Genomic DNA, 21537 nt, shown 5'->3' with positions numbered 1-21537 from the left:
CGCCGGTGGTTCGGCTCTAACCATTGCCTGAGTCTGGTCGATATCAAACATACACAGGCCTTTCTGCTCTACGTATGCCGTACCAGCTTTACCGTGACGGTTAAGGCGCACAATCAGCTCTGTGAGAGTTTTGTCGGCGTTATCGTTGTAGACTGAATCTTTGTAGATGCCCAGCCAGTAATCGCAGTCCTGCTCGATTTGTCCGGTGTCGCGGCTGTCACTTGGCATAGGCCGTTTGTCTGCCCTGTCTTCCAGCTTGCGGTTAAGCTGAGTGAGCAGAACAACGGTGGTATCGAGTTCTTTCGCCAGCTGCTTCAGACCCTTCGTTATTTCGCCGTATGCGATGTCGTTCCGGTCTGCCTTGCCAGCTTTCATCAGTGTCAGGTAGTCAACACCGATAAACCCGATTTTCCCTGTCTTGCGTTTCAGTTTCCGGCACTCGGCCTGAATGTGTGCCAGCGTCATTCCCGGAGTATCATCCAACCAGATGTTAGGGCGCTCACTTAACTCACCCATTGCCTTGCTGATAAGCCCCCACTCGTACTCATCACCGCTGTCATACAGGGCATTGGAACTTATTCCTGATTTCTGGCTGATCATCCGTTCGGCCAGCTGCTTGTTGGTCATTTCCATCGAGAACAGCGCGACCGGCAATCCGGAATCGGAAACGTTTTTAGCCATTTCGGTCAGGACTGTGGTTTTGCCCATCTTCGGACGCGCACCAACAACGAATAGGGATCCGCGAACAATGAACTTCGGCGCAAGCATGGCATCAAGTGGCGCAATGCCAGTCTTCAGGCCACGGTTAGCATCGGGATCTTTGAATCGCTCCTCGACCTCGATAACCCACTCATCCAGCACGGCAGAGATATTCGTCAGTCCTGACTGCCGTCCGGTTTTGCTGCTCTCCACCACATCGGACAGCATCGTCTGAGCCATATCGATTTTTTCGGCCAGGCTGAGAACACTGGCTTCGGTAAACAGCCGCTGTATTTCTCCGGCCTTCTCGATTGCCTGCCGCTCAATAGCCTTGTCACGGATGGTGTTTGCGTAAGCAACGATGTTTGCCGCACTCGGTGTGCCCTTGCTCACTTCGGCCAGGTAAGCAAACCCGCCTGTCTGTTTCGATTTTCCGGCACTTTCCAGTGCGTCAGTGACAGTGATCAGGTCAATGGGCTTACCACTGCGATTTAACTCGCGGATAGCTTCGTAAATCTGCCGGTGCGATATCTGGTAAAACATTTCCGGCTGAAGTCTGGATAACACCATCTGGCTTCTGTCGCCCTGTGGGTCTAGCAGCAATGCGCCGATAACACTTTGCTCAGCCTCGAGGCTTTGCGGAACCTGGTTAATCACAGTGAACCCTCCCTGGTTTTTAATACCGTTGCTGGGCGAAGCAGGTAGTCAAAGCTAGCCCTCCACCCTGAATCGTTCTCACCAAAGTAGAATCCCTTTGCGGTAGCCATGAAATAATCAAAATAATTTCTGGCCGCTTCGACTGTTGGCTCTTTGAGTTCTTTCAGGAATTTGGATATCGCCCGTTTGCGTTTGTCATTCAGTGATTCTGCATTGGGCAGTCTGTCACCGGCTGATTCGTTGAATGCGTTCATGATGTCGAGATAGGGGATCTGATTTTTTCTGTTAGCAGAAATCAGTTTTTCACCGTCCCCCTCTTGAGGGGTTAGGGGAGTGTCTTTCTTGTCTTTTGTATTATTGTCTTTTGTGTTTAGCACCTTCCGCTTAGTTGCTTTAGCAGATGTTGCTAAGGTTTCCTTAGCAGGTTTAGCTAATGTTTTGCAGAATCCGTTATTCTTTGTTTTCCACTCATCAATGTTCTTATTAATGCCCACTCTGCGCCCTTCCTGGATAAGAACCTTTTTGTTGATAAGTTGATTTTTAGCCGTCGAGCAATGAGTGGAATGCTTCATAATCATCGACTCAAATTGCTCATTGCTTATCCAGTCTGTTTTTTTGTTATAGCCGTATGTTTTTCTCCATACAGCCATGATGATGCAGAGTTCTGTTTCGCTTAATCCTGACGCCATGGTAGCGTCCAGTATCTCATGCGCTATCCTGCTGTACCCGTTATCAAGATCTGCCACCGTTGGCCTCTCTTGCCGTCGTGCGGCTCCAAAGTCAGCGTATGCAACGTTACTGTTCATGCCGTTTACCTCCGGTGATTTCCTGTCGGTGTTCAAGGCGTAATTTCGCATCATCAAATGCTGCCCTGAGTGCCTTTGCTCCCTGCTCCGTTACGGCTCTCGCCTCACGTTCCCGCATGATGTTTTTGTGCACAGCGCTGTAATTAAACCGTTGTTTCATGTATAATTACTCCGTAATTTGCTGCATCAAAAAAGGGGAAACCGTATATTCCCCTTTCCTAAATTACTGGTTATTGATACAGTGTGAAAGTTAAGTGCTTTTCTTAATGCGCCTCTGCTGCTCCAACAGCCGGGGCGTTTTCTTTTGTTCTCATCAGAGAGAGTTCGCCGATCTGCTTCCACAGAAACCGGTACTCTTCCTCGCTGATTTTCTTCTCGCCTGGCAAAACAAAATCTGTGATACCGGCTGCGGCCAATGTCTCGCATATCTCCGGTAACTTTTCTGTTCTGCGTAAGACTGTTGAATCGTGTACACCGAGCAGTTTTGCAACCACTGTCTGTGTGGTGCTTCTCAGTGCCTGATGAGCTGTTGCCATCAGATGATTTGACACAAACCGGTTAAACGATTTGCGTGGATTTGCATTTCCCATAATTCATAATGTCCTTATTGAGATACAGTTATTCGCTCACTTCCTGTGAGGTGTTGCTGTGTTGAAAAGTTGCTCTGAGAATTTACTCTGAGCTAGTCCAGGTCGCACATCACGTGGATGCGCTTGTTAAAGAACGGTAAGACTTACAGTGCTAATAATCTTTCTTGGCTAATACGAAGAAGATCTGATGCTTTATATTTACCTTTAGAGACTTTTTGTATTGCTTTTGCATAGCTCGTTTTTCCGAAGAATTCAGTCGCAGGTAAGGATTCATTTTTTAGCCATTTATAGACAGCTCTATTACTAACCCCACATGCCTTGGCTACTTGTGATACGCCAATGTCTGTGATTGGCTCCCTGATATTGTTCATTCACTATCTCCTTTGTGTACTTTCAGTACGCATTATTGCCGTACTGAAAGTTTTTTGCAAGAGGGTTATTATCGTACCCATGGTACAAGTCGAAAAAGTGCGACAAGAATTTGCTAAAAGGCTGGCACTGGCCTGTGATAATGCTGGCTTAAATGAACGCGGCAGAGGAGCCGCGATTGTTAGAGCGATCGGCGTTACATCAAAAGCTGTTAGCAAATGGTTTAATGCTGAATCTCTTCCCAGACAAGAGAAGATAATTGCTTTGGCTAAATTTTTGCGATGTGATGCAATTTGGCTACAGCATGGTGAAGGAGACATGGGGAATGGCTATCTTAATGCATCCCCCATAAAAAAATACGAATCACTCAGACCTGACCAAATAGAGTTATTGGAGCTATATGAAAGACTACCTCGTATAGAGGCAGAAAAATTGATTAAGGAACTTAAGGCCAAGGGGGCGCACTACGATGCTATATTTGAAGAAATGTTACTCAAGCGCGGCTTGGACGCATCTTAACTGGCGAAAGTGGGCACATCAAAGTGGGGCGCGCTAACTGAAACACCCAAAGAAAGGAATTAAAAATGACTCGATTACCAATTATATTTAGCATCTTCTTTCTTTCTGCTTCTGTAATATCTTCAACACCTCACGATTATTTTAATGATGTTAAAGCGAAAGCGGAACAAGGTGATCCGGAAGCCCAATATAACCTATCTATCTCTTATCGTGTTGGTCAAGGCGTCCGGCAAGACATGAAAAAATCAATGCAATGGTTGGAAATTTCCGCCAAGAATGGGGATTTGAAGGCTCAAAACTGGCTTGGTTTTTCTTATTTACACGGCAAGGATGTTCCTCAAAATTATGGCAAGGCTCTTAAATGGTTAACTGCTGCCGGTGAGCATGGTGATGAAGGTTCGTTGTTTATATTGGCTGGCATGTACAAAGAAGGGAATGGCGTAAAAAAAGACATGTCCAAAGCCAAAGAATATTATGGAGTAGCTTGTGATAATGGCAGCCAGATCGGCTGCGACGCCTACAAAGAGCTAAACCAGCAGGGGTATTAGACTTACCTTAACCGGTATGCAGTTATAAGCATAACTATGATAAGCCCGACGCACACAGCAGCAAGGGTGCCGCACTGCGTGGTTAATACTGCATTGGCCTTTTCCAGTTCGATAATTTTAGCTTCTAAGTTCTGCATGGGAACCTCGATAGTGAAAGGGTAAGTCAACACCCCATTTTCTTCAAACGGAAGTGGATATAAATATTAAAGCCAAGGCAGACCAGTGAGGAAATCAAGGCTATTGTGGGTAAAAGATATTCGCTTACCATAAGGAACCCCTGATGTCATACAGTGACATTATGTCAACTATTGCAACGATAATAGCATTTATTGCAATTCCTGCAACGTACTATAACGGAGTACGTGTTGGTCGGGTGAATGACAAACGCAAGGAGTTTAATGCAGTGGCAGAGCCGATGCTGGTAATCCTTGAGGAGCATATTGAGCGTCTGAAATCAGGGAGAAAACCACAGGTGACATCTATCGTCTGCGGCTCTCTCTTTCCGCAAGAAATCCTGTCAGCATTGCGTCGCCGGATGCCAGAAAAGCAAGTCAATGAAATGGATAGACGGTTAAATCAGTATGTGGAGTCGATAGCTGAACTAAACTCAGGTGACAGCTACGACAGTGCGATTAAGAACGCATCGGCTCTGATAAGGCTCCTGCGTCTTAGGTAACAGTGGCCTGACGACACGTTTTAGGTAAAAAATATTACACCGAATTAACCAGAATCGAACAAAAACAATCAATCATTATTAATCCCGACCATAGGTCATCACCCTAAAAGTAAAGGATATCAAATGGATAACACGGACAATCACTTACCCGGTCAGCAGCTTGAAATGAGCCTATTCCCAGTAAAGGAAGTTGAGGTTGAAGGCATTCAAATGGGCGTGCTTAATAATGGAACTCCATATTTAACAATGAGAGGATTGTCGCGGCTGTGTGGTGTTGACTCCGCCGCGATATCAAGACTGACAACTAACTGGCTGGATGAAAGGCTCAAACCAAGAGGGAAGAAAATAGATGCCATCCTGCAAAGCAAGGGGTTAAGACTAACTCAGTTGTATTGGACCATAAACAGCAACGGCACAGAGGCGCGCGCCTATCCGTCATCTGTATGCATGGCTATTTTAGAATACTATGCGTTCGATTCTGATCAGACTGACAGCGCGATAGCTATAAAAAACTATAGAGCCTTGGGTGATAGTGCTCTGCGTCGCTTAATCTACCTTAGTGTTGGAATAGACCCAGAGAATCCACAGCGTGGGGCATGGCAAGCATTTCAGGATCGTGTTCAGTTGAACTCACAAGTGCCGTTCGGTTACTTTTCTGTATTTACCGAGATGGCAGATCTTTCTTTGAAGCTCATAAACGCAGGATTTACATTTGGCCCAGCGGCTGTTCCAGATATAAGTGTAGGTACGTTTTGGGGTAAGCATTGGGTAAGTAATAAATTAAACGAAAAGTACGGTGAAAGAACAAAGCACCCACACACATACCCAGATTGGTTCCCGCAACACAGGGCCGGGCCGATAGAGGCGTGGATTTATCCAGATGATGCGCTTGGTGAGTTCAGGCGATGGATGCAACAGTCTTATTTACCTATGAGATTTCCAGCGTACATTGAATCAAAATCGAGGGATGGCAGCATACCAAAAATAAATGCAGCCACGTTATTGGCTCAAGTGAAAAAACCAGAATTACCTAAATAACCCCCAGCCCTCCCCGCGAGGGCTTTTTTGTGTCAGTTATCGCTCATCAGGTCGATAGCAACCTCATAAACCTCATTCATAAATCTGTCAACTTCTTGTTCTTTATGGGAGTACAGCAGTTGCCTGATATTTCCTTTCGTTATCATTTGCCGTGAATCCAGTAACATAATAGCTGCCCTACCCGTTACTCTGCATACCTCACTGTAAACCAGTTCGCGTTCATCATTCATGGGTCACCTCTGTGCATTTCCTCGACAGTAACATCAGTGGCAGCGGCTGGATAGAAAATAATTGTATATTTTTTATTCGCTCCTGTGTGATCTGCGTCCAATCGTGACGATTTTTTGAAAATAAATCATACATGATTTCATGTAGTTATATTTTTCTCGTACTTTTTATTTAATTTGCGTACTTTTGGTACTTGATTATTGCGTACTTGTGGTACACAATACATTCCATCAACGGAACACACCCCGAGATAACGCTCTTTAACATCATTGCTGATACGTGTGGTTTACCAGTACGGCATAACGGAACGCTCAGAATAAATTTTCAGAGCAACCACTGAGTGGTTTTTGGTGAGATTCATGTTTCAACCAAAGATCACTTAGGAGGCAGATATGACAGTAATCACTTTTCTACCGGCAAAAGAAAACTCAAAGACCCGCAGATTAAGAAAGCAAGGTGAGTTTTTAGCCCGAAAGATAGCCAGAAGAGAGATGCAAAAACAAAGCCGCTCAGTGGAGGAAATTTTTGATTCAGTTTTCGGCCGACCGGCAGACGAAACAGATGTGTTTGCAGAGCTGATTATCGGCCTGAAAGATGCGCCGGAAGCACCTCGCAAGCAGCTGAGAATGAACCGCAAGCCGATTATGCAGGATGGTGGCATTACGGCAAGGGCATAACCTGATGGGTTGTGTGAGCGCAGATACTAATTACAGCCCATTCGGTGAGTGGGCTATGGTGAGTTAATAATAGGAGATAGATATGGATAACACAGACGATACAAAACTCATTGTTTTCGGAAAGGAAATGAGCCGAGAAGCGATCGACGTAATAATCACAGCATTAACACCGACCGTTCAGCGGGTAGCTGAATATGGGGCAATACATGGCTGGGATGAGGATGCAATCGCGACAGCAACAAGTGCCGCCGCAAGAGGTATCGGCAAGGGAATTATGGCAATCGTCGATTCACATAATGTCGAACGTGGTAGTTAATTTCGGTTTCCGCGCATTCAGCTCATCCTCAAAGAACTTTTGTAATCTGATGTATTCCTCAAGGACTTCAATTTCTTTCAGGTCGCCTTTATTTCTGCGAAGGCATTCCAGTGCAAGTTGAGAAGCAATTTCTTTAATATCCATTAATTCAATCCTTTAATTACATTGGGGTGATTGAATTATACACAGTTACATTACATTGGGGAATGTATGTGACCACCTCGCCTGATGTGGTTAAAAGCAGGCACCCAGTCAGCATTGGGATTGGTGAATGCGCAGGCTGATGCGCTCAGGAACAGATCAGAGGCAGTTGGTTCGATTCCAGCTTTAATCCTTGGTGGTTTGAGCTTTGATATTGGCAGGATTTCAGCACCTGCCACCAATCACCAATACTGACTAACACCCCGCAGCGGGGATACCGAAAGGAAACGGATATGGATATTACATTTGAGTGCAACAGTTTTTCAGGAGTAACGCGGCGCAGTACCGGCAAAATTGTGATTGAAGCTGATGGCGCTGTTCTCGACGGACACGTTGATATCTCAGATATCGTTGAAGAGTATTCAGCTAATGCACTTCTCAGTGAGATTGAAGATGAGGACATTATCAAATATCTCACCGAGCAGGGATACGTAGTAACCGAACCGTAACGGACATCACGTAGCACAGGGAAGTGCATACAGACCCGCAGGGGTCTTTTTTATTACCAAAATTTCAGGAAATTAAACATGAACAGTGAAGATTTAAAAAAGATTCTTGATGAACATCAGGTGTATTTAACGTCATGCGGTAAACAAGGATCACGTGCCAACCTGAGCTGCGCCGACCTGAGAAGTGCCGACCTGAGCGGTGCCGACCTGAGCGATGCCGACCTGAGAAGTGCCGACCTGAGAAGTGCCGACCTGAGAATTGCCAACCTGAGCGGTGCCGACCTGAGCGGTGCCGACCTGAGCGATGCCGACCTGAGAAGTGCCGACCTGAGAATTGCCGACCTGAGAAGTGCCAACCTGAGCTGCGCCAACCTGAGCTGTGCCGACCTGAGAAGTGCCGACCTGAGAATTGCCGACCTGAGAAGTGCCGACCTGCCTGATCGCACTTTCGTCATTTTCGGCGAGGAGTATGCAGTAACAATCACGAACGGCGAATATGTCCGCGCTGGTTGCCAGAATCATCATATCGACGCATGGCGCAAATTCAGTAAGCATGAAATTGCAGAAATGGACGGACGCAGAGCGCTGAAATTCTTCCCGCGCTTGCTGGATGTTATCGATTTTTATCTCGGAAAAGGTGAGCGACCGGAGTGGATTAACGAACCTGAAGCAAATGTCGAATAACAAACAGGGAAGTGCATGGGAGGAAGCATGGGAGTAATGACATTCGTAGTTGAGTATGAAGACGGCAAGGAGCCGAAAATCGAAAAGGATTTGGACGTGCTGGGTGGTCGGCTGACTGCCGCTGCATTTTACGATTACCGGGATGACTTGCTTACGGAAGATGAGGCACTGGCAATTACTGAATGCCTCGACAATGAGGAATTCGAAATTGCATGTGAAGGGTTTGCCGTTAACGCAGATGCCATTCTTTCAAAAATAGGCTCAGGCCAATAACGGAGAAATGACATGGAATTTAAGGGCACGCCGGGGCCGTGGTCTCATGCTGATAGCCACGGCCTTAACGAAACAGCAGGTGGTGCTATTCACGGTGACGGCAAAACACTTTGCCTGGTTCTGGGAAAAGGCACCGGAAAGGAAAAAGCGACCGCTAATGCAAAACTGATGGCGGCAGCACCGGAGCTGTTGGATGCGTTAATCGAAATCCGGAAACTGGTTGCTTATCACGACCAGGCGGACGCAGCAATCAACAAAGCACTTGGCCGCGAATAGCCGCCCTGCTCTCTTTCACACAGAAGTAACCCACCCTATCCCACCTCGGGATATCAGCAGGTAAACAACATGAAAACTAAACCTTGTCGCGCAATGCTCGATGGCTGCGCGGTGCGTATTGTCACGCCTCAAGCCAAGCGAAATAAGCACGTTCCACGCTGGGTTGAGTATTTAGCGCTTGTAATTGTCACCGCCGTAGCTGTTATCCCGACGGCGATGTAAGGGGGATTTATGCAGCAACACATTGCAATCACATACATCAACTCCTGTCACTCCCGGGTGACATTGCAGCGTGAACATGAAGTTCACTTTGATGAAACCAGCAAGCTCAGAATCAGCACAGGAAGTGCAGAGGCTGTAATCGCACTGGTTGAAAGCTACAGGGATGTAATCACGAAGGATACGGTAAAGCGCATGGATGCGGCCGACATCGTAGACATGCTACGGAAAGCAGAGTTCGACATGGATGTTATAGCACAGCTTGCAGGGAGAGGCGCAGCATGAACGCATACGCAGCACAGGATGCTCAGGAAGAGCTGCAACGGATTTCCGAGCAGCGCAGGAAGCGCGAACAGGAAGAAAGGGATGATTACTGGTTTCGTGAAAGTGTCGGATTGCCAAACGGACGGGTACCGGCAGAATTTCTTAGCGTAGAATTCACATGATGGAATATCCACGGCGCATAGGGAAATGCGCAGGCTCCGGCGGGACGTATGAGGAAAATTATCAACGTGCCCTGAAATCAGCAATTGAGCAAATGGATTTGCAACGGCAGGGAAAGCCGACCGGAGAGCCTTCACTGTCAGAGCAACGGATTGCCGAGACACTTTACAACATCTGCCGCATCACCGCCCTTCGCTACCCTCCACTCCCTGAAAGCATCGAAGCAGCACGGAAAGCCGCTGAAGCGCAGGCGTGGGAGGAATGGCGCGAAGAGCATGGAAAAGTTACGGGTGTCGGCGGTATTGACTATTACGGCGACGGGCGCACGCAATCGCGGCCAGGTCAGAAACTGGGGGATTAATGAAAAAAGAATTTTTCCAGAAAATTGCTGATATTCAGCAAAAACTCAAGGCACCAAAGAACCTGAATAATTCATTTGGTAACTACTCATACCGCAGCTGTGAAGGGATTCTTGAGGCGGTAAAGCCCCTGCTTGATGGGTTGGTTCTCAGCATCACGGATGATGTTGTTGCTGTCGGTGACCGGATTTATATCAAATCAACGGCAACGCTGTCTGATGGAGAAAACATACACAGTGTATCTGCAATGGCTCGCGAACCTGCATCAAAAAAGGGAATGGATGATGCTCAGGTCACCGGCGCAACAAGCTCATATGCACGTAAATACTGCCTGAACGGACTGTTTGCAATTGATGATTCCAAGGATGCGGACACCAATGAGCACCGGCAGCAGGAAAGTAATTTCAACCCTGAAACAGCACTTCATGAGTTCATGGAAAGCGCCGGTAACGCTAAAAGCATGAAGTCATTACAGGGTGAATTTAAAAAGGTGTGGGGTTTACTTTCCGGTACCCAGCAGCAGGCAAAAGCAAAAGAAGTCTACGACATTCGAAAATCAGAACTGGAGGCCGCATAAATGGCAATTAACGTAATTACAGTCAGCGGCAATCTCGGAAAGGATTGTGAGCAACGATGGACTCCGGCAGGGAAAGTCGTTGCTTCGTTCAGTCTGCCGGTTAAACAGGGATATGGCGAGCACGAAAAGACATCGTGGGTTATCTGCAAAATGCTCGGCGCGAAAGCTGAGAAATTGCCAGAACACCTGAAGAAAGGAATGAAGGTGACAATTACCGGCGAGTTCGTCATGGAAGAATGGACTGGTCAGGATGGTGGTAAACGCTCAGCGCCGGTGATTATTGTGAATCAACTGGACTTTGGCGGTAATCAGGCAGGAGGCCAGAAGCCGCAACAGCAACGAACACAGCAACCACCGGTGCAAAATGAGCCACCAGTGGATTTTGATGATGACATTCCATTCTGAGGAAATCGCATGAAGCACTTAATGTTAGACCTTGAAACTATGGGTAATACCACTTCCGCTCCGATTATCTCAATTGGGGCTGCATTTTTCGACCCGGCGACTGGGAATCTTGGTGCAAGCACAGAGATCAACATCTCACTTGAATCATCAATGAGCTACGGCTCAATCCCTGATGCCAGCACAATTATGTGGTGGATGAACCAAAGTGATGAGGCAAGAGTCGCGGTGTCGGGTGGCGGCAAACCACTCGCTGACGCTTTGCGTGAATTTTATTTATTCGTCTGCGAGAAAGCAGATACCAAGTGGTTGCAGGTATGGGGCAACGGCGCATCGTTTGACTGCGTTATCCTGCGCAACGCCTATAACGTGATTGGTCAGTTACCACCGTGGCAGTGGTGGAATGATCGTGATGTACGGACAATTGTTGAACTTGGTAAGCAGCTTGGTATCGACCCGAAAAAGGATATTCCGTTTGACGGTGTTCGTCACACTGCAGTGGCTGATGCCATGCACCAAGCGCGTTATGTGTCCGCCATCTGGCAGCGAATCACCAAATAACCCCACTGTTTCAGGATGAAGCGTAATGCAGGGATGCTGAGATAAGGAGTAATGATGAGCAGGTCAATGAAATTAACGGCATACGATGAATTCGGTGTTGAATTAAACGGAATTCACATTCCAGCGAATGAGACCGAGTGGAATTCTATGTCAGAAGATAAACAGGATGAATTAAAAAAGGATGCGCTTATGCAATTATTCCGTGTCCGTGTATCTCCCGTTCTCGATACCGGCAAAATAACAGAGTACGGCATGAAAGAGTTTATCTTTGATTATTGCAGGGGTGAAGGTGTTCAGCTTAATGAGGGCATTCAACAAATTATCGAGTTACTAAAAATGCAGATTCGTTGATGCTGATAACAGAGGAATGAATATGAAAGACAGAATCAAATTCAGCGAAGAAATGTTGGCCGCTGTTATTGACGGCAGAAATACGCAGACGCGGCGACTGATGAAGCCTCAGCCGGTATTGAACGGAAACTTCTATGAGGTCTTTGGCGCTGGCTGGAGCAAAGGTATCAAGCGCGTTACTGTCGCACCGGGGCACAGTCTGGAGCGAAACTTTCCGTATGGCGCAATCGGCGACACCATCCCGTTCGCAGACAAAGACGGCAATATCAAAGGTAAAATTGAAATTGCCGATGTCTGGTTGCAGCAGGTGCAGGATATCAGCGAAGAAGATGCAATAGCGGAAGGCGTTGTTACTGGCCGCTATGGTAATGAAGGCAACTGGTTGAGAGGCTTTTATGCGCCAGGAGGCAATCAGCCACATCAGAATGCAAAATCCGCATATAGCGAGATATGGCGTTCAATTTATGGTGTAGAGGCATGGTATAAAAACCTGTGGTGCTGGGTTATCGAATTTAAACGGGTTAAGGGGTGAGTATGAAAATCACAGACGAAGATATTCAGGCGATAATTTTAAGCTTAAGTGGGGACTTTTTATTTCATATCGGCGAGTCACTTGAGTTTCATCACTATGACGGTTTAATGCCGCAAGAGGAGCAAGACAGGTTATATAAAGCCTTGCAGATATGGATTAAAAAATCAGCTGGTGAATTTAAGCAGGATCAGGAGGGATGATGGATAATATGTATGCCGTATTTTGTACATGGCTCAGACCATTACGGCAACAGCAATAGGCGAAATAATGATGATAATCATGACCACCATCAGAATGTGAAAAATAGATTTAATGCAAGCGCCCAATTTAAAAAGCGGAGCTACAGACTTTGTTTTTTTGTAATTTTCAAGTGAATTAATCATTTTATGTTCATATGTATGACATCAATAAAATAATTATGGTTAATTGTTATCTTTTTTCCACTCGAATATGTAGGTATAAATACCACTCATGATTTAAATCAATTTTCACTATATACGTAATCATTTGATGACATATTTCATGTCATTTTTTGATTGCTTCCATTTACTGGTGATGCACGGCTCTGCTGCGCCTGTTACCGATGATATTTATACGCTCGAAGAATGTGAGAGCCGCGCAGTGCAGGTAATGCAGGTGCGGAATGTAGAATTAGTGTGTGCGGAGGTGGTGAGATGAATAGAGATGAGGCATTTAAAGCATTATTAGACGGCAAAAAAGTAACTCACAAGTATTTTACTAAAAGTGAATATCTGTACATGGTTGGCGGAGTTATAACTGGTGAGGATGGCGTTAATCTTCATTCTCATTTTTTCAACACTGATTTCATGTCAGATGGATTCAGAATTTACATCGGTGATAACAATGAACAAATATCGTGACAAATCAGACTTTGAGATTAATTTGCGTGTAGCTCAGATTATTTTCACTGACTCTGAATACGACGTAATTAAACAATCAATGGAAGTTGTTAAATTTCAGAATGGAAACGGCAAAGGTACTTGCCATGCTTTCGACCCATGCAACAACCCAGCGGACGCAATGCCGATTATTATTGATAACAAAATAACGGTTGCGTATGACTACCGAAATTGTGTTTGGGTGGCATATTTTACCTCTGAAATAAGTGCTTATAGCGACAATTATTATCGCGCAGCTATGGAAGTATTCCTGATGATGAAGGATGCGGAGAATGAAAAAATATGACCTCCTGTTAGCCGATCCCCCCTGGTCATATAGCAACAAATCTTCCAACGGCGCAGCAGATAACCACTACAACACCACCGACCTTTATTCCCTCGAACGTTTACATATCGAAGATATAGCTTCTGATAACTCCGTACTCTGCATGTGGTACACGGGTAACTTTGCGCTTGAGGCGATAAAGCTAGCTGAAGCGTGGAATTTCAAAGTTAAAAACATGTTCTGTTTTGCGTGGGTGAAATTAAATAAAAACGCAGGAGACCGGATAGACAAAAATCCACCGGAAGATGCTTTTGATTTCATGGAGATATTAAACAGTGAGACGAAAGTTAATTGCGGAAATTACACCCGTCAAAATATTGAAATGTGCTTAGTTGCCACCCGCGGTAAAGGACTGCCGCGCAAGTCTGCCAGCGTAAAACAGGTTATTCATTCCTGCCTCGGTGAACACAGCGAGAAACCAAAGGAAGTACATCACCGGCTGGAAGAGTTATATGGCGATGTCCCGCGCATTGAACTGTTTGCCAGGGAGAAATACGGTGAGTGGGATGTATACGGGGATCAGGTGCCGGGAAGTATTGAGTTATGACACCACAGGAAGCAGAGAACGGACGCAGACGAATAGCAAGGGAATGCCTGACGGAATTAATGCAGTACACATCTGACGAACAACACACCGCAATACTCGACAAATACACACCGCAATACTCGACAAATACACACCGAAATTCAAACCACTTAATCACCTGCGCTTTCCGGCAAAGAGAGTGCTCGGGTATTACGTGCGTACGTTACAGAAGGAGATGAAGGATGGATCTTAATGATGAGGTTCTGACTACAAAAGAAGCATCTCAGTTATTGAAATGCTCTGAACGTGAAGTGCGCCGGTTAATCAGAACAGGCGAACTCACGGCCAGCCAGAGGAAGACCAGAGGCGAAAACGGAAGAGTTATTTATGGCCGGTATCGCATGCTGAAGTCGGATTGTCTTGCTTATGCGATCAGCATTCATGAAAATAACCTGGTGAATACTGATTGTCGTGACAAATCGAAGGAGAGATTAAAATCATGTCAATCAAACTACGGTACGGCGTGTGGCACTGTGATTTCGTTTCGGCAGGCGGAACGAGAGTTAGAAAAAGCCTTGGCACGTCAGACCGCGAATTAGCAGAAGAGCTGCATGATAAATTAAAGGCGGACTACTGGAAAATAGACCGCCTTGGTGAAGAGCCGGAGTATCGCTTTGAGGAAGCGTGTTTACGGTGGCTAAAAGAGAAGCAGAGTAAAAGAACGATTAACGCAGACAAAGGCCGGATCAGATTTTGGCTACAGCATTTCAAAGGACGGCCAATAAGCACGATAACCAATAATGAATGCCAGAATATCATATCACGGATGAAGAAACAGAAGCCCGGTGGCGGTTATCCGTCACAGGCATCGAAGTATGCGTATCTGGCGTTCATCAGGGCAATGCTGAGAATGGCCGCTAATGAATGGGGATGGCTGAAACACGCCCCGTATATAAAGGCCACTCCGCCTCGGCAGCCGCGCATAAAGTGGATGACTCGCGAGCAGGTTAACGCACTTATCAGTCATGCGGCCGACTACCTGAAGCCGGTAATTACATTCGCTGTCGCCACCGGGCTGAGGAAGTCGAATATCATGGGGCTGGAATGGTCGCAGGTTGACCTAGTGAGAAAGGTTGCATGGATAAATCCGGATCAGTCTAAAAACTTCCGCGCCATAGGTGTTTCTCTGAACGACACCGCCTGCCAGGTAATACGCGAGCAAATTGGCAGGCATGAGCAGTTCGTTTTCGTCAGAGAAAGAAAGCTGCACGGCACTACAGAGTTAGTTCCTATGCGTGCCGATGCAAACAAGGCTTTCAAAAGTGCAATGCGCAGAGCAGGAATTGAGGGGTTCCGGTTCCACGACTTGCGACACACCTGGGCGAGTTGGTTAATTCAGGCCGGTGTACCATTGTCAGCACTTCAGGAAATGGGCGGATGGGAAAGCATAGAAATGGTACGAAGATATGCTCACTTATCACCCGCTCACCTGCAGGAACACGCGAAAAATATCGATGACATTTTTAACGCTCATGGCACGAATATGGCACGCAAAAATGTAGTCTGATTTATTTATCGCGTAACTTATTGATTTGCTGGTGCCGGATACCGGATTCGAACTGGTGACCTTTTCATTACGAATGAACTGCTCTGCCAACTGAGCTAATCCGGCACAGCCTTATTACACGCCTGTCAGGCACGGTTTTCAAGCTGAAAACCGGAAATCGCGGCCGGTTTGCCTGTTTTTTCTTCTGTATTCATGCCTGTCTTGCGTGATCTGAAGCACAAATCCGGTATTTTCTGTTTTCAACGGACTGTTATCTATTCTGCATGAAATCATGTCTTCCTTTATAAACATACCGGATATCTCCGCAGATAAATAATTTGAATATCATTATATTGATTGATATAAAAACTAATATTTAACAAAATTCCAGTTTATAAAATCAAATTACAGTCATTTTTTAGATTTAAATTTCAAAAAAAGATATATGAAAGATATGCACGTTACAAACATCTTGTTACTATTATCCCGCTAATAATGTAAACATTTAAGTACAGCATTTTGCTTTACTAACATGACGGTAAATGCAAAACCGTGAATATGATCACTAAACAATCACATACCGAATTGCATAACAATTCACTGCTTTAATTAAATATCTTTGTTATTCCCTGCTGTCGCTGACTTTTCATTCATGTAACGTAACATTATCAATGTGATCCTTATCATCAAATTTATCCTGACCGTGTCACATTTTTATTTTTATCTTGAGTTTCAGTTGAAGGATTCAATAAATCATAACGTTTTTCCGCCCGATCAATAAAAACAAATGTAATTGTAACAATAGTAACTTATAAGTTATTTTAATTCAAATGACCAGGGAGGTGTATATGATGCATAGATTTGATTAAACCGCAGCAGTGTTTCTCATCCGTTTTTTTATTCATCCTGTAAAGATAGATTTAAATTTGTACGTTATATCCTTATTTACGCTTTCTTAACCTATATAAAAAAACACCTGATAACACGACTATTCATTGCAGCATAACTGCCCGACAGCATTGAATTATTCATATTATCCCCGGGTTTTAACGATGAATTAAATGTATATTAAACATAAATACGCAACAAGGCATTAACAAACTCAAATCATTGAATATAATCAATTATTTTAGTTTAAGTGATATAGATCACCCGGTTTACACCCGAAATTAATACCCACTTAGTTTATTTCCACCTCCCCCATTCCCTTTTCCTTTTTTTTCACGCATGATGATTTCACGCCAAACAAGAAGGATGGCAGAGAAAGAAAAAACAGAAATAAAAAAACCGAATTTGAATTAAGACAAGAACACTACCGGATTTACAAATGCTATATCATTCACAAGGCATGAGATTTATAAACAAATAAATGCCTGTGTAAATTATCGAGTTATTATTATAAATAATTGGAGATTTTACCATGATGTATCCAGCAGAACCGTATCGTATTAAAAGTGTTGAAACCGTATCCATGATCCCTCGCGAAGAGCGTATCAAAAGAATGAAAGAGGCCGGGTACAACACTTTCTTGTTGAATTCCAAAGACGTTTATGTCGATTTACTGACCGATAGCGGCACCAACGCCATGTCCGATAAACAATGGGCCGGCATGATGATGGGTGACGAAGCATACGCAGGCAGCGAAAACTTCTTCCATCTGGAAAGAACTGTTCAGGAATTATTCGGCTTTAAACACATCGTTCCTACTCACCAGGGCCGCGGTGCAGAGAACTTACTCTCTTCATTAGCGATCAAACCGGGTCAGTATGTTGCAGGTAACATGTACTTCACTACCACCCGTTATCACCAGGAAAAAAATGGTGCGACATTCATCGATATCGTCCGCGATGAAGCACATGATGCGGGCCTGGATGTGAAATTCAAAGGCAATATCGACGTTAAGAAACTGGAAAAACTGATTGCGGAGAAAGGTGCGGAAAATATCGCTTACATCTGTCTGGCGGTAACCGTAAACCTGGCAGGTGGTCAGCCGGTCTCTATGGCAAACATGCGTGAAGTCCGCCAGTTATGTGACAAGCACGGCATCAAAGTATTCTACGATGCAACCCGCTGCGTGGAAAACGCCTATTTCATCAAAGAGCAGGAAGAAGGTTTCGCGGATGTCTCCATTAAAGACATCGTTCACGAAATGTTCAGCTACGCTGACGGTTGTACCATGAGTGGTAAGAAAGACTGTCTGGTGAACATCGGTGGTTTCCTGTGTATGAACGACGACGACATGTTCTCTGCCGCACGTGAACTGGTCGTGGTTTATGAAGGGATGCCTTCTTACGGTGGTCTGGCCGGTCGTGATATGGAAGCGATGGCTATCGGTTTACGCGAAGCGATGCAGTTCGAATATATCGAGCACCGCGTCAAGCAGGTTCGTTACCTGGGCGAAAAACTGAAAGCAGCCGGTGTACCGATTGTTGAGCCGGTCGGCGGCCACGCAGTATTCCTCGATGCACGCCGTTTCTGCCCGCATCTGACCCAGGATGAGTTCCCGGCACAGAGCCTGGCAGCCAGCATCTACATGGAAACCGGTGTACGTTCAATGGAGCGCGGTATTATCTCCGCAGGCCGTAACAAAGAAACCGGCGACCATCACCGTCCGAAGCTGGAAACCGTTCGCCTGACGATTCCGCGCCGTGTATACACCTATGCACACATGGATCTGGTTGCTGACGGTATTATCAAACTGTTCAAGCACAAAGAAGATATTAAAGGGCTGAAGTTCATTTACGAACCGAAGCAGTTACGTTTCTTCACTGCACGCTTTGATTACGTGTAATTATCTGATGACAGCGGCCTCATTATTTTAATGGGGCCTTTTTGTCTCTGTATCCCTATAACAATAAAGAACAAATAAAATCGATAAATATGAATGCTGTTGGTGATATTTATCATTAATAGGAAACGTTTATTATGAGTATTCATAGTGCCGATACAAATAAATCACCCGGACTGACCAGCGGAACCATGCTTGTTATAGCAACAGTCGTCGGCGGCGGTATGTTTTCGTTACCGATTGCAATGGCCGGTGTCTGGTTTTCCGGTGCCGCTGTTATTTTGATTTTAGTTGCAATTATGATGTTACTGACCGGCCTGATGTTAGTTGAAGTTAACCTGCATTTTGAACCGGGTGCCAGCTTTAATACCTTCACCACCGAGTTACTGGGCAAAAAATGGAATATTGTCGTGGGAATTGCCTTCGGGTTTGTCCTTTATATTCTGACGTATGCCTATATCTCCGGGTCATCCGCAGTTCTGGCACAGACGATATTAAAATATACCGGTGTCGCGCTGCCGATAAAAGCCGCCGTCGTGATTGTCGCCTGTCTGGTGGCCGCGATTGTCTGGTACAGCTCCTTATGGGTCGGACGTATTACCACTATTTTAATTTTCGGTAAGTTTATCGCGTTTTTTGCCACCTTCTCCGGACTGGTTGCACACGTGGAAATTGCCAATCTGCTGGATTCCGCATCGGTGGCAATTCCCGGAACAAAATATCTGCCTTATGTTCTGATGACACTGCCGTTCTGTATTATTTCGTTCGGCTTCCACGGTAACGTGCCGAGCCTGGTGAAATTGTACGGCAAACCAAAATTCCGTTTTATTACCCGTTCAATCATTATCGGGACAATATTTGCGGTACTGCTGTATATCTTCTGGCTGGGTGTCACGATGGGCAACATCAGCCGCGCCAACTTCTCCCCGATTATTGCCAAAGGCGGGAACATTGATGTGTTTGTTGAGGCAATCGGCGGGGTGATGTCAGGCAAAACCATGGATGTCATCCTGACATTCTTCGGTAACTTTGCGGTGGCCAGTTCACTGCTGGCAGCAACACTCGGCCTGTTTGACTATATTGCCGACCTGCTGAACTTTAAAAATGACAGCGCCGGTCGTTTCAAAACAGCGGTAGTGACGTATCTGCCACCGGCGGTGGTGTGCTTCTTCTTCCCGAACGGATTCGTTTATGCCATCGGCTATGCCGGTCTGGCCTTTACCATCTGGAGTGTGATTTTACCGCCGTTCCTGGTAAAAGCCTCCCGCAAACGCTACAGCGACGGCGATACCATTTACCGTTCACCGTGTAACAACGCGGTACTGAATCTGGTGATTGTCTGCGGTGCAATTGTGTATCTGACGGTCATTCTGGATGTGTTCGGCTGGCTGCCGACATTTAAATAAAAGGTGTTACAGGCGGCCGGAGACAGATATGCCCGGCCGCTTGTGCAGCAGTTCTCTCTGGTCTGCCGGGAGGCAAATCATGTATTTCACCCTGTTACACTGGCAACATCCGCTGTTTACCCGCCGGCAGGCGCTGCGGCTGCTTATTCAGGTGCAGTGCGCCGTTCATATGACGCGCAGAGAGAGACGGGAACGCCGGATCAGAAAAAACGCATCGGGATAAGAGCGGAAAACTGATCGATTTTTTTGATAAACTTACGGTAAAGCGCTTTCATAATCTCTCCAAAACCGTGATGACTATCACGTACCGCGTATCTTACTTATCCCGCTCCGCTGTGCAAGGTTCTGCATTCATTTTTTCATCACTGTCCGGTGTAAAAAAATCACGACACTTTATCACGCCGAATGCCACTCTGTGCTATGGTGATGCAATCGTTTGTTCGCTGCATTTACAGGATAAATTATGCAAAAATCGTTATTTATCGGCACGTTGTTGTCTGCGTTTTTTTTCAGTGGTTTACACCCCGCTCTGGCGCTGACCTCACAACAGGCCGCCGAAAAACTCGCGCTGACCGAACTGGCTGAGACCTACAGCCCGGCACAGATTGCTGCGCTGACACAACAGCCGGAAGCAAACCGGTTCGACGCGCTGATGATCACTATCGGTGCGCTGACAACGGATGATCTGAAAAACCCGGCGGCAGAGAGTGCTAAGCTTCAGGCTTTTGTGGATGCACAGCAGCAGGATCACACCCGTTATCTCGGCAATGTGTCGGATAAAAATATTGTGCCGCGCCTGCATACCACATGGAAAACCGCGGTATTCCCGAACGATCCGAACACGCTGAAAACCCTGAATAACTTTATTGATAAAGGCTATACCAGCGGCTATAACCTGGTGGATACCCGCGAAGAATCCGGCTTTGATAAAACACGGATGATCCGCTACGGCCATAATGATATCGATCACGCCGCCCAGCTGATTTACCTGCTGCGCCGCGAAGGGTTTGATCCGAAAGTGCAGCTGACGCCGAAATCCTCCGCGTTTCTCTATCTGGATGAATGGGGTGAAGCCGATTATCCGGTGACCACGCTGAAAAGCGGCAAAAAAGTGGCGATCGCCAGTGAATATAATCTCGACCTGGAATTTCCGTCAATGGAAGAACGCAACCGCTTTCAGAACCTGATTGACCAGTACGCCAAGAAAAATACCGCTGATCAGAAAGGATTGATCCGCTCCGCCTGGTGGCAGCCGTTTTACCGCAGTTATGTCCCGGTGGATGGTTATGATGTGGTGACCGAAACCCGTGTGACCGGTGGTCACTATCAGGCGGATTTGATGGCACTGCCGGAGAATGCGGAAAAACAGGCGGAAAATATCCGTAAAGCGAAAAGCGGGATGCAGGTAACGAGCGAAAAAGTGTGGGTAAATCCCTCTTTTTACCGTTATCTGCAAGGGGATTATAAGTAATCATCTCCCGGACAGGACGGCGTGGTGTTAAGCACGGCGCCGTCTTTCCGGTTCTGATGATAACGGGCAAAACGAAAAGTCGCTGTAAATACCTCCCTGTACGC

At 46.0% G+C, this 21537-nt stretch carries 34 protein-coding genes, 1 tRNA gene and 1 pseudogene; 28 read left to right on the top strand and 8 right to left on the bottom strand.

Annotation, left to right across the window (positions count from 1 at the left end; translation table 11 throughout):
- The 5 genes from N7387_RS17765 to N7387_RS17745 all read right to left on the bottom strand — a co-directional run.
- Positions 1–1356 (bottom strand): replicative DNA helicase (locus N7387_RS17765; protein WP_279800522.1); only part of this gene is annotated, 1356 nt, incomplete at its 3' end.
- Entirely contained in the window at positions 1353–2162 is an 810-nt protein-coding gene (locus N7387_RS17760; RefSeq protein ID WP_279800520.1) for a replication protein, read from the bottom strand. The genes N7387_RS17760 and N7387_RS17765, both read right to left, overlap by 4 nt.
- Entirely contained in the window at positions 2152–2322 is a 171-nt protein-coding gene (locus N7387_RS17755) for a hypothetical protein (protein WP_004904149.1), read from the bottom strand. The genes N7387_RS17760 and N7387_RS17755 overlap by 11 nt, the downstream gene beginning before the upstream one ends.
- A gap of 103 nt (positions 2323–2425) precedes the next feature.
- A complete protein-coding gene (locus N7387_RS17750; protein ID WP_279800519.1) occupies positions 2426–2752 on the bottom strand; it encodes a hypothetical protein in 327 nt (108 codons plus the stop codon).
- 143 nt (positions 2753–2895) lie between these two features.
- A complete protein-coding gene (locus N7387_RS17745) occupies positions 2896–3123 on the bottom strand; it encodes a DNA-binding protein (protein WP_274371874.1) in 228 nt (75 codons plus the stop codon).
- Between the two features lie 79 nt (positions 3124–3202).
- Between N7387_RS17745 and N7387_RS21410 the strand changes: the two are divergent.
- From N7387_RS21410 to N7387_RS17725, 4 genes and pseudogenes are all read left to right on the top strand, one after another.
- Positions 3203–3430, top strand: a pseudogene (locus tag N7387_RS21410) (helix-turn-helix domain-containing protein); the annotation flags it as partial.
- Positions 3431–3705: 275 nt separating this feature from the next.
- Positions 3706–4188, top strand: a complete 483-nt coding sequence (locus N7387_RS17735; RefSeq protein ID WP_279800517.1) for a tetratricopeptide repeat protein — start codon at positions 3706–3708, stop codon at positions 4186–4188.
- Positions 4189–4468: 280 nt separating this feature from the next.
- Positions 4469–4864: a hypothetical protein gene (locus N7387_RS17730; RefSeq protein ID WP_279800516.1), complete on the top strand. Its 396-nt coding sequence runs from the start codon at positions 4469–4471 to the stop codon at positions 4862–4864.
- A gap of 123 nt (positions 4865–4987) precedes the next feature.
- Positions 4988–5902, top strand: a complete 915-nt coding sequence (locus N7387_RS17725; RefSeq protein WP_279800515.1) for a hypothetical protein — start codon at positions 4988–4990, stop codon at positions 5900–5902.
- Positions 5903–5934: 32 nt separating this feature from the next.
- On the opposite strand, the gene N7387_RS17720 is transcribed toward N7387_RS17725, so the two are convergent.
- A complete protein-coding gene (locus tag N7387_RS17720; protein WP_279800514.1) occupies positions 5935–6132 on the bottom strand; it encodes a hypothetical protein in 198 nt (65 codons plus the stop codon).
- A 390-nt stretch (positions 6133–6522) separates the two neighbouring features.
- On the opposite strand from N7387_RS17720, the gene N7387_RS17715 reads away from it, so the two are divergent.
- Together N7387_RS17715 and N7387_RS17710 are read left to right on the top strand one after the other, a co-directional pair.
- The gene (locus N7387_RS17715; protein ID WP_279800513.1) at positions 6523–6807 is read left to right on the top strand and encodes a hypothetical protein; all 285 of its coding nucleotides are present in this window, start codon (positions 6523–6525) and stop codon (positions 6805–6807) included.
- Between the two features lie 82 nt (positions 6808–6889).
- On the top strand, positions 6890–7123 hold the full coding sequence (locus N7387_RS17710) for a hypothetical protein (RefSeq protein WP_279800512.1): 234 nt from the start codon (positions 6890–6892) through the stop codon (positions 7121–7123).
- Here the strand turns inward: N7387_RS17710 and N7387_RS17705 are convergent.
- Positions 7097–7267 carry a hypothetical protein gene (locus tag N7387_RS17705; protein ID WP_279800511.1) on the bottom strand — a complete coding sequence of 57 codons (171 nt, stop codon included), beginning with the start codon at positions 7265–7267 and terminating at the stop codon, positions 7097–7099. The two genes, N7387_RS17710 and N7387_RS17705, sit on opposite strands and share 27 nt — an antisense overlap.
- Positions 7268–7557: 290 nt before the next feature.
- Between N7387_RS17705 and N7387_RS17700 the strand changes: the two genes are divergently transcribed.
- From N7387_RS17700 to N7387_RS17610, 19 genes are all read left to right on the top strand, one after another.
- Positions 7558–7773 carry a hypothetical protein gene (locus tag N7387_RS17700; RefSeq protein ID WP_279800509.1) on the top strand — a complete coding sequence of 72 codons (216 nt, stop codon included), beginning with the start codon at positions 7558–7560 and terminating at the stop codon, positions 7771–7773.
- Between the two features lie 78 nt (positions 7774–7851).
- Positions 7852–8457, top strand: a complete 606-nt coding sequence (locus N7387_RS17695; RefSeq protein ID WP_279800508.1) for a pentapeptide repeat-containing protein — start codon at positions 7852–7854, stop codon at positions 8455–8457.
- Positions 8458–8472: 15 nt separating this feature from the next.
- Positions 8473–8730 carry a hypothetical protein gene (locus N7387_RS17690; protein WP_279800507.1) on the top strand — a complete coding sequence of 86 codons (258 nt, stop codon included), beginning with the start codon at positions 8473–8475 and terminating at the stop codon, positions 8728–8730.
- 12 nt (positions 8731–8742) lie between these two features.
- The gene (locus N7387_RS17685) at positions 8743–9006 is read left to right on the top strand and encodes a hypothetical protein (protein ID WP_279800506.1); all 264 of its coding nucleotides are present in this window, start codon (positions 8743–8745) and stop codon (positions 9004–9006) included.
- Positions 9007–9075: 69 nt separating this feature from the next.
- Positions 9076–9228 carry a hypothetical protein gene (locus tag N7387_RS17680; protein WP_176142607.1) on the top strand — a complete coding sequence of 51 codons (153 nt, stop codon included), beginning with the start codon at positions 9076–9078 and terminating at the stop codon, positions 9226–9228.
- 9 nt (positions 9229–9237) lie between these two features.
- The gene (locus N7387_RS17675; protein ID WP_279800504.1) at positions 9238–9510 is read left to right on the top strand and encodes a hypothetical protein; all 273 of its coding nucleotides are present in this window, start codon (positions 9238–9240) and stop codon (positions 9508–9510) included.
- On the top strand, positions 9507–9671 hold the full coding sequence (locus N7387_RS17670; protein ID WP_279800503.1) for a hypothetical protein: 165 nt from the start codon (positions 9507–9509) through the stop codon (positions 9669–9671). The genes N7387_RS17675 and N7387_RS17670 overlap by 4 nt, the downstream gene beginning before the upstream one ends.
- Positions 9668–10030 carry a hypothetical protein gene (locus N7387_RS17665; RefSeq protein ID WP_279800502.1) on the top strand — a complete coding sequence of 121 codons (363 nt, stop codon included), beginning with the start codon at positions 9668–9670 and terminating at the stop codon, positions 10028–10030. Before N7387_RS17670 ends, N7387_RS17665 begins: the two co-directional genes overlap by 4 nt.
- Entirely contained in the window at positions 10030–10605 is a 576-nt protein-coding gene (locus N7387_RS17660; protein WP_279800501.1) for an ERF family protein, read from the top strand. The genes N7387_RS17665 and N7387_RS17660 overlap by 1 nt, the downstream gene beginning before the upstream one ends.
- Positions 10606–11010 carry a single-stranded DNA-binding protein gene (gene ssb / locus N7387_RS17655; protein WP_279800499.1) on the top strand — a complete coding sequence of 135 codons (405 nt, stop codon included), beginning with the start codon at positions 10606–10608 and terminating at the stop codon, positions 11008–11010.
- 9 nt (positions 11011–11019) lie between these two features.
- The gene (locus N7387_RS17650; protein WP_279800498.1) at positions 11020–11568 is read left to right on the top strand and encodes a 3'-5' exoribonuclease; all 549 of its coding nucleotides are present in this window, start codon (positions 11020–11022) and stop codon (positions 11566–11568) included.
- Between the two features lie 66 nt (positions 11569–11634).
- Entirely contained in the window at positions 11635–11919 is a 285-nt protein-coding gene (locus N7387_RS17645; RefSeq protein ID WP_279800496.1) for a hypothetical protein, read from the top strand.
- Between the two features lie 22 nt (positions 11920–11941).
- Positions 11942–12451 (top strand): ASCH domain-containing protein, encoded by a 510-nt coding sequence (locus N7387_RS17640; protein ID WP_279800494.1) that lies wholly within the window; start codon positions 11942–11944, stop codon positions 12449–12451.
- A gap of 2 nt (positions 12452–12453) precedes the next feature.
- A complete protein-coding gene (locus tag N7387_RS17635) occupies positions 12454–12651 on the top strand; it encodes a hypothetical protein (RefSeq protein WP_279800493.1) in 198 nt (65 codons plus the stop codon).
- Between the two features lie 474 nt (positions 12652–13125).
- Positions 13126–13332, top strand: a complete 207-nt coding sequence (locus tag N7387_RS17630) for a hypothetical protein (RefSeq protein WP_279800492.1) — start codon at positions 13126–13128, stop codon at positions 13330–13332.
- Positions 13316–13657 carry a phage protein NinX family protein gene (locus tag N7387_RS17625; protein WP_279800491.1) on the top strand — a complete coding sequence of 114 codons (342 nt, stop codon included), beginning with the start codon at positions 13316–13318 and terminating at the stop codon, positions 13655–13657. Before N7387_RS17630 ends, N7387_RS17625 begins: the two co-directional genes overlap by 17 nt.
- The gene (locus N7387_RS17620; protein WP_279800490.1) at positions 13644–14243 is read left to right on the top strand and encodes an MT-A70 family methyltransferase; all 600 of its coding nucleotides are present in this window, start codon (positions 13644–13646) and stop codon (positions 14241–14243) included. Before N7387_RS17625 ends, N7387_RS17620 begins: the two co-directional genes overlap by 14 nt.
- A gap of 221 nt (positions 14244–14464) precedes the next feature.
- Positions 14465–14821 carry a helix-turn-helix domain-containing protein gene (locus tag N7387_RS17615; RefSeq protein WP_075204894.1) on the top strand — a complete coding sequence of 119 codons (357 nt, stop codon included), beginning with the start codon at positions 14465–14467 and terminating at the stop codon, positions 14819–14821.
- Complete coding sequence (locus N7387_RS17610) at positions 14722–15789, top strand: site-specific integrase (protein ID WP_024475228.1); 1068 nt, start codon at positions 14722–14724, stop codon at positions 15787–15789. Before N7387_RS17615 ends, N7387_RS17610 begins: the two co-directional genes overlap by 100 nt.
- A 29-nt stretch (positions 15790–15818) precedes the next feature.
- Here N7387_RS17610 and N7387_RS17605 read toward each other — a convergent pair.
- A tRNA-Thr gene (locus N7387_RS17605) sits at positions 15819–15894 on the bottom strand.
- Between the two features lie 1294 nt (positions 15895–17188).
- On the opposite strand from N7387_RS17605, the gene N7387_RS17600 reads away from it, so the two are divergent.
- From N7387_RS17600 to N7387_RS17590, 3 genes are all read left to right on the top strand, one after another.
- Positions 17189–18559, top strand: coding sequence for a tyrosine phenol-lyase (locus N7387_RS17600; RefSeq protein ID WP_112550885.1), 1371 nt, complete (start codon positions 17189–17191; stop codon positions 18557–18559).
- A 134-nt stretch (positions 18560–18693) separates the two neighbouring features.
- Positions 18694–19962, top strand: a complete 1269-nt coding sequence (locus tag N7387_RS17595) for an aromatic amino acid transporter (RefSeq protein ID WP_262861458.1) — start codon at positions 18694–18696, stop codon at positions 19960–19962.
- 463 nt (positions 19963–20425) lie between these two features.
- Complete coding sequence (locus N7387_RS17590) at positions 20426–21433, top strand: hypothetical protein (RefSeq protein WP_279800487.1); 1008 nt, start codon at positions 20426–20428, stop codon at positions 21431–21433.
- Positions 21434–21537 lie beyond the last annotated feature (104 nt).

The sequence above is a fragment of the Morganella sp. GD04133 genome (genome assembly GCF_029835375.1).
GTDB classification, from domain to species: domain Bacteria; phylum Pseudomonadota; class Gammaproteobacteria; order Enterobacterales; family Enterobacteriaceae; genus Morganella; species Morganella morganii_B.
This window is presented reverse-complemented; position numbering and strand designations above follow the sequence as displayed.

Bases quoted from the DNA above. Each gene is read 5' to 3' on its own strand.
- N7387_RS17760 (WP_279800520.1), bottom strand. From the start codon at position 2,162: ATGAACAGTAACGTTGCATACGCTGACTTTGGAGCCGCACGACGGCAA.
- N7387_RS17755 (WP_004904149.1), bottom strand. From the start codon at position 2,322: ATGAAACAACGGTTTAATTACAGCGCTGTGCACAAAAACATCATGCGG.
- N7387_RS17750 (WP_279800519.1), bottom strand. From the start codon at position 2,752: ATGGGAAATGCAAATCCACGCAAATCGTTTAACCGGTTTGTGTCAAAT.
- N7387_RS17745 (WP_274371874.1), bottom strand. From the start codon at position 3,123: ATGAACAATATCAGGGAGCCAATCACAGACATTGGCGTATCACAAGTA.
- N7387_RS17735 (WP_279800517.1), top strand. From the start codon at position 3,706: ATGACTCGATTACCAATTATATTTAGCATCTTCTTTCTTTCTGCTTCT.
- N7387_RS17730 (WP_279800516.1), top strand. From the start codon at position 4,469: ATGTCATACAGTGACATTATGTCAACTATTGCAACGATAATAGCATTT.
- N7387_RS17725 (WP_279800515.1), top strand. From the start codon at position 4,988: ATGGATAACACGGACAATCACTTACCCGGTCAGCAGCTTGAAATGAGC.
- N7387_RS17720 (WP_279800514.1), bottom strand. From the start codon at position 6,132: ATGAATGATGAACGCGAACTGGTTTACAGTGAGGTATGCAGAGTAACG.
- N7387_RS17715 (WP_279800513.1), top strand. From the start codon at position 6,523: ATGACAGTAATCACTTTTCTACCGGCAAAAGAAAACTCAAAGACCCGC.
- N7387_RS17710 (WP_279800512.1), top strand. From the start codon at position 6,890: ATGGATAACACAGACGATACAAAACTCATTGTTTTCGGAAAGGAAATG.
- N7387_RS17705 (WP_279800511.1), bottom strand. From the start codon at position 7,267: ATGGATATTAAAGAAATTGCTTCTCAACTTGCACTGGAATGCCTTCGC.
- N7387_RS17700 (WP_279800509.1), top strand. From the start codon at position 7,558: ATGGATATTACATTTGAGTGCAACAGTTTTTCAGGAGTAACGCGGCGC.
- N7387_RS17695 (WP_279800508.1), top strand. From the start codon at position 7,852: ATGAACAGTGAAGATTTAAAAAAGATTCTTGATGAACATCAGGTGTAT.
- N7387_RS17690 (WP_279800507.1), top strand. From the start codon at position 8,473: ATGGGAGGAAGCATGGGAGTAATGACATTCGTAGTTGAGTATGAAGAC.
- N7387_RS17685 (WP_279800506.1), top strand. From the start codon at position 8,743: ATGGAATTTAAGGGCACGCCGGGGCCGTGGTCTCATGCTGATAGCCAC.
- N7387_RS17680 (WP_176142607.1), top strand. From the start codon at position 9,076: ATGAAAACTAAACCTTGTCGCGCAATGCTCGATGGCTGCGCGGTGCGT.
- N7387_RS17675 (WP_279800504.1), top strand. From the start codon at position 9,238: ATGCAGCAACACATTGCAATCACATACATCAACTCCTGTCACTCCCGG.
- N7387_RS17670 (WP_279800503.1), top strand. From the start codon at position 9,507: ATGAACGCATACGCAGCACAGGATGCTCAGGAAGAGCTGCAACGGATT.
- N7387_RS17665 (WP_279800502.1), top strand. From the start codon at position 9,668: ATGATGGAATATCCACGGCGCATAGGGAAATGCGCAGGCTCCGGCGGG.
- N7387_RS17660 (WP_279800501.1), top strand. From the start codon at position 10,030: ATGAAAAAAGAATTTTTCCAGAAAATTGCTGATATTCAGCAAAAACTC.
- ssb (WP_279800499.1), top strand. From the start codon at position 10,606: ATGGCAATTAACGTAATTACAGTCAGCGGCAATCTCGGAAAGGATTGT.
- N7387_RS17650 (WP_279800498.1), top strand. From the start codon at position 11,020: ATGAAGCACTTAATGTTAGACCTTGAAACTATGGGTAATACCACTTCC.
- N7387_RS17645 (WP_279800496.1), top strand. From the start codon at position 11,635: ATGAAATTAACGGCATACGATGAATTCGGTGTTGAATTAAACGGAATT.
- N7387_RS17640 (WP_279800494.1), top strand. From the start codon at position 11,942: ATGAAAGACAGAATCAAATTCAGCGAAGAAATGTTGGCCGCTGTTATT.
- N7387_RS17635 (WP_279800493.1), top strand. From the start codon at position 12,454: ATGAAAATCACAGACGAAGATATTCAGGCGATAATTTTAAGCTTAAGT.
- N7387_RS17630 (WP_279800492.1), top strand. From the start codon at position 13,126: ATGAATAGAGATGAGGCATTTAAAGCATTATTAGACGGCAAAAAAGTA.
- N7387_RS17625 (WP_279800491.1), top strand. From the start codon at position 13,316: ATGAACAAATATCGTGACAAATCAGACTTTGAGATTAATTTGCGTGTA.
- N7387_RS17620 (WP_279800490.1), top strand. From the start codon at position 13,644: ATGAAAAAATATGACCTCCTGTTAGCCGATCCCCCCTGGTCATATAGC.
- N7387_RS17615 (WP_075204894.1), top strand. From the start codon at position 14,465: ATGGATCTTAATGATGAGGTTCTGACTACAAAAGAAGCATCTCAGTTA.
- N7387_RS17610 (WP_024475228.1), top strand. From the start codon at position 14,722: ATGTCAATCAAACTACGGTACGGCGTGTGGCACTGTGATTTCGTTTCG.
- N7387_RS17600 (WP_112550885.1), top strand. From the start codon at position 17,189: ATGATGTATCCAGCAGAACCGTATCGTATTAAAAGTGTTGAAACCGTA.
- N7387_RS17595 (WP_262861458.1), top strand. From the start codon at position 18,694: ATGAGTATTCATAGTGCCGATACAAATAAATCACCCGGACTGACCAGC.
- N7387_RS17590 (WP_279800487.1), top strand. From the start codon at position 20,426: ATGCAAAAATCGTTATTTATCGGCACGTTGTTGTCTGCGTTTTTTTTC.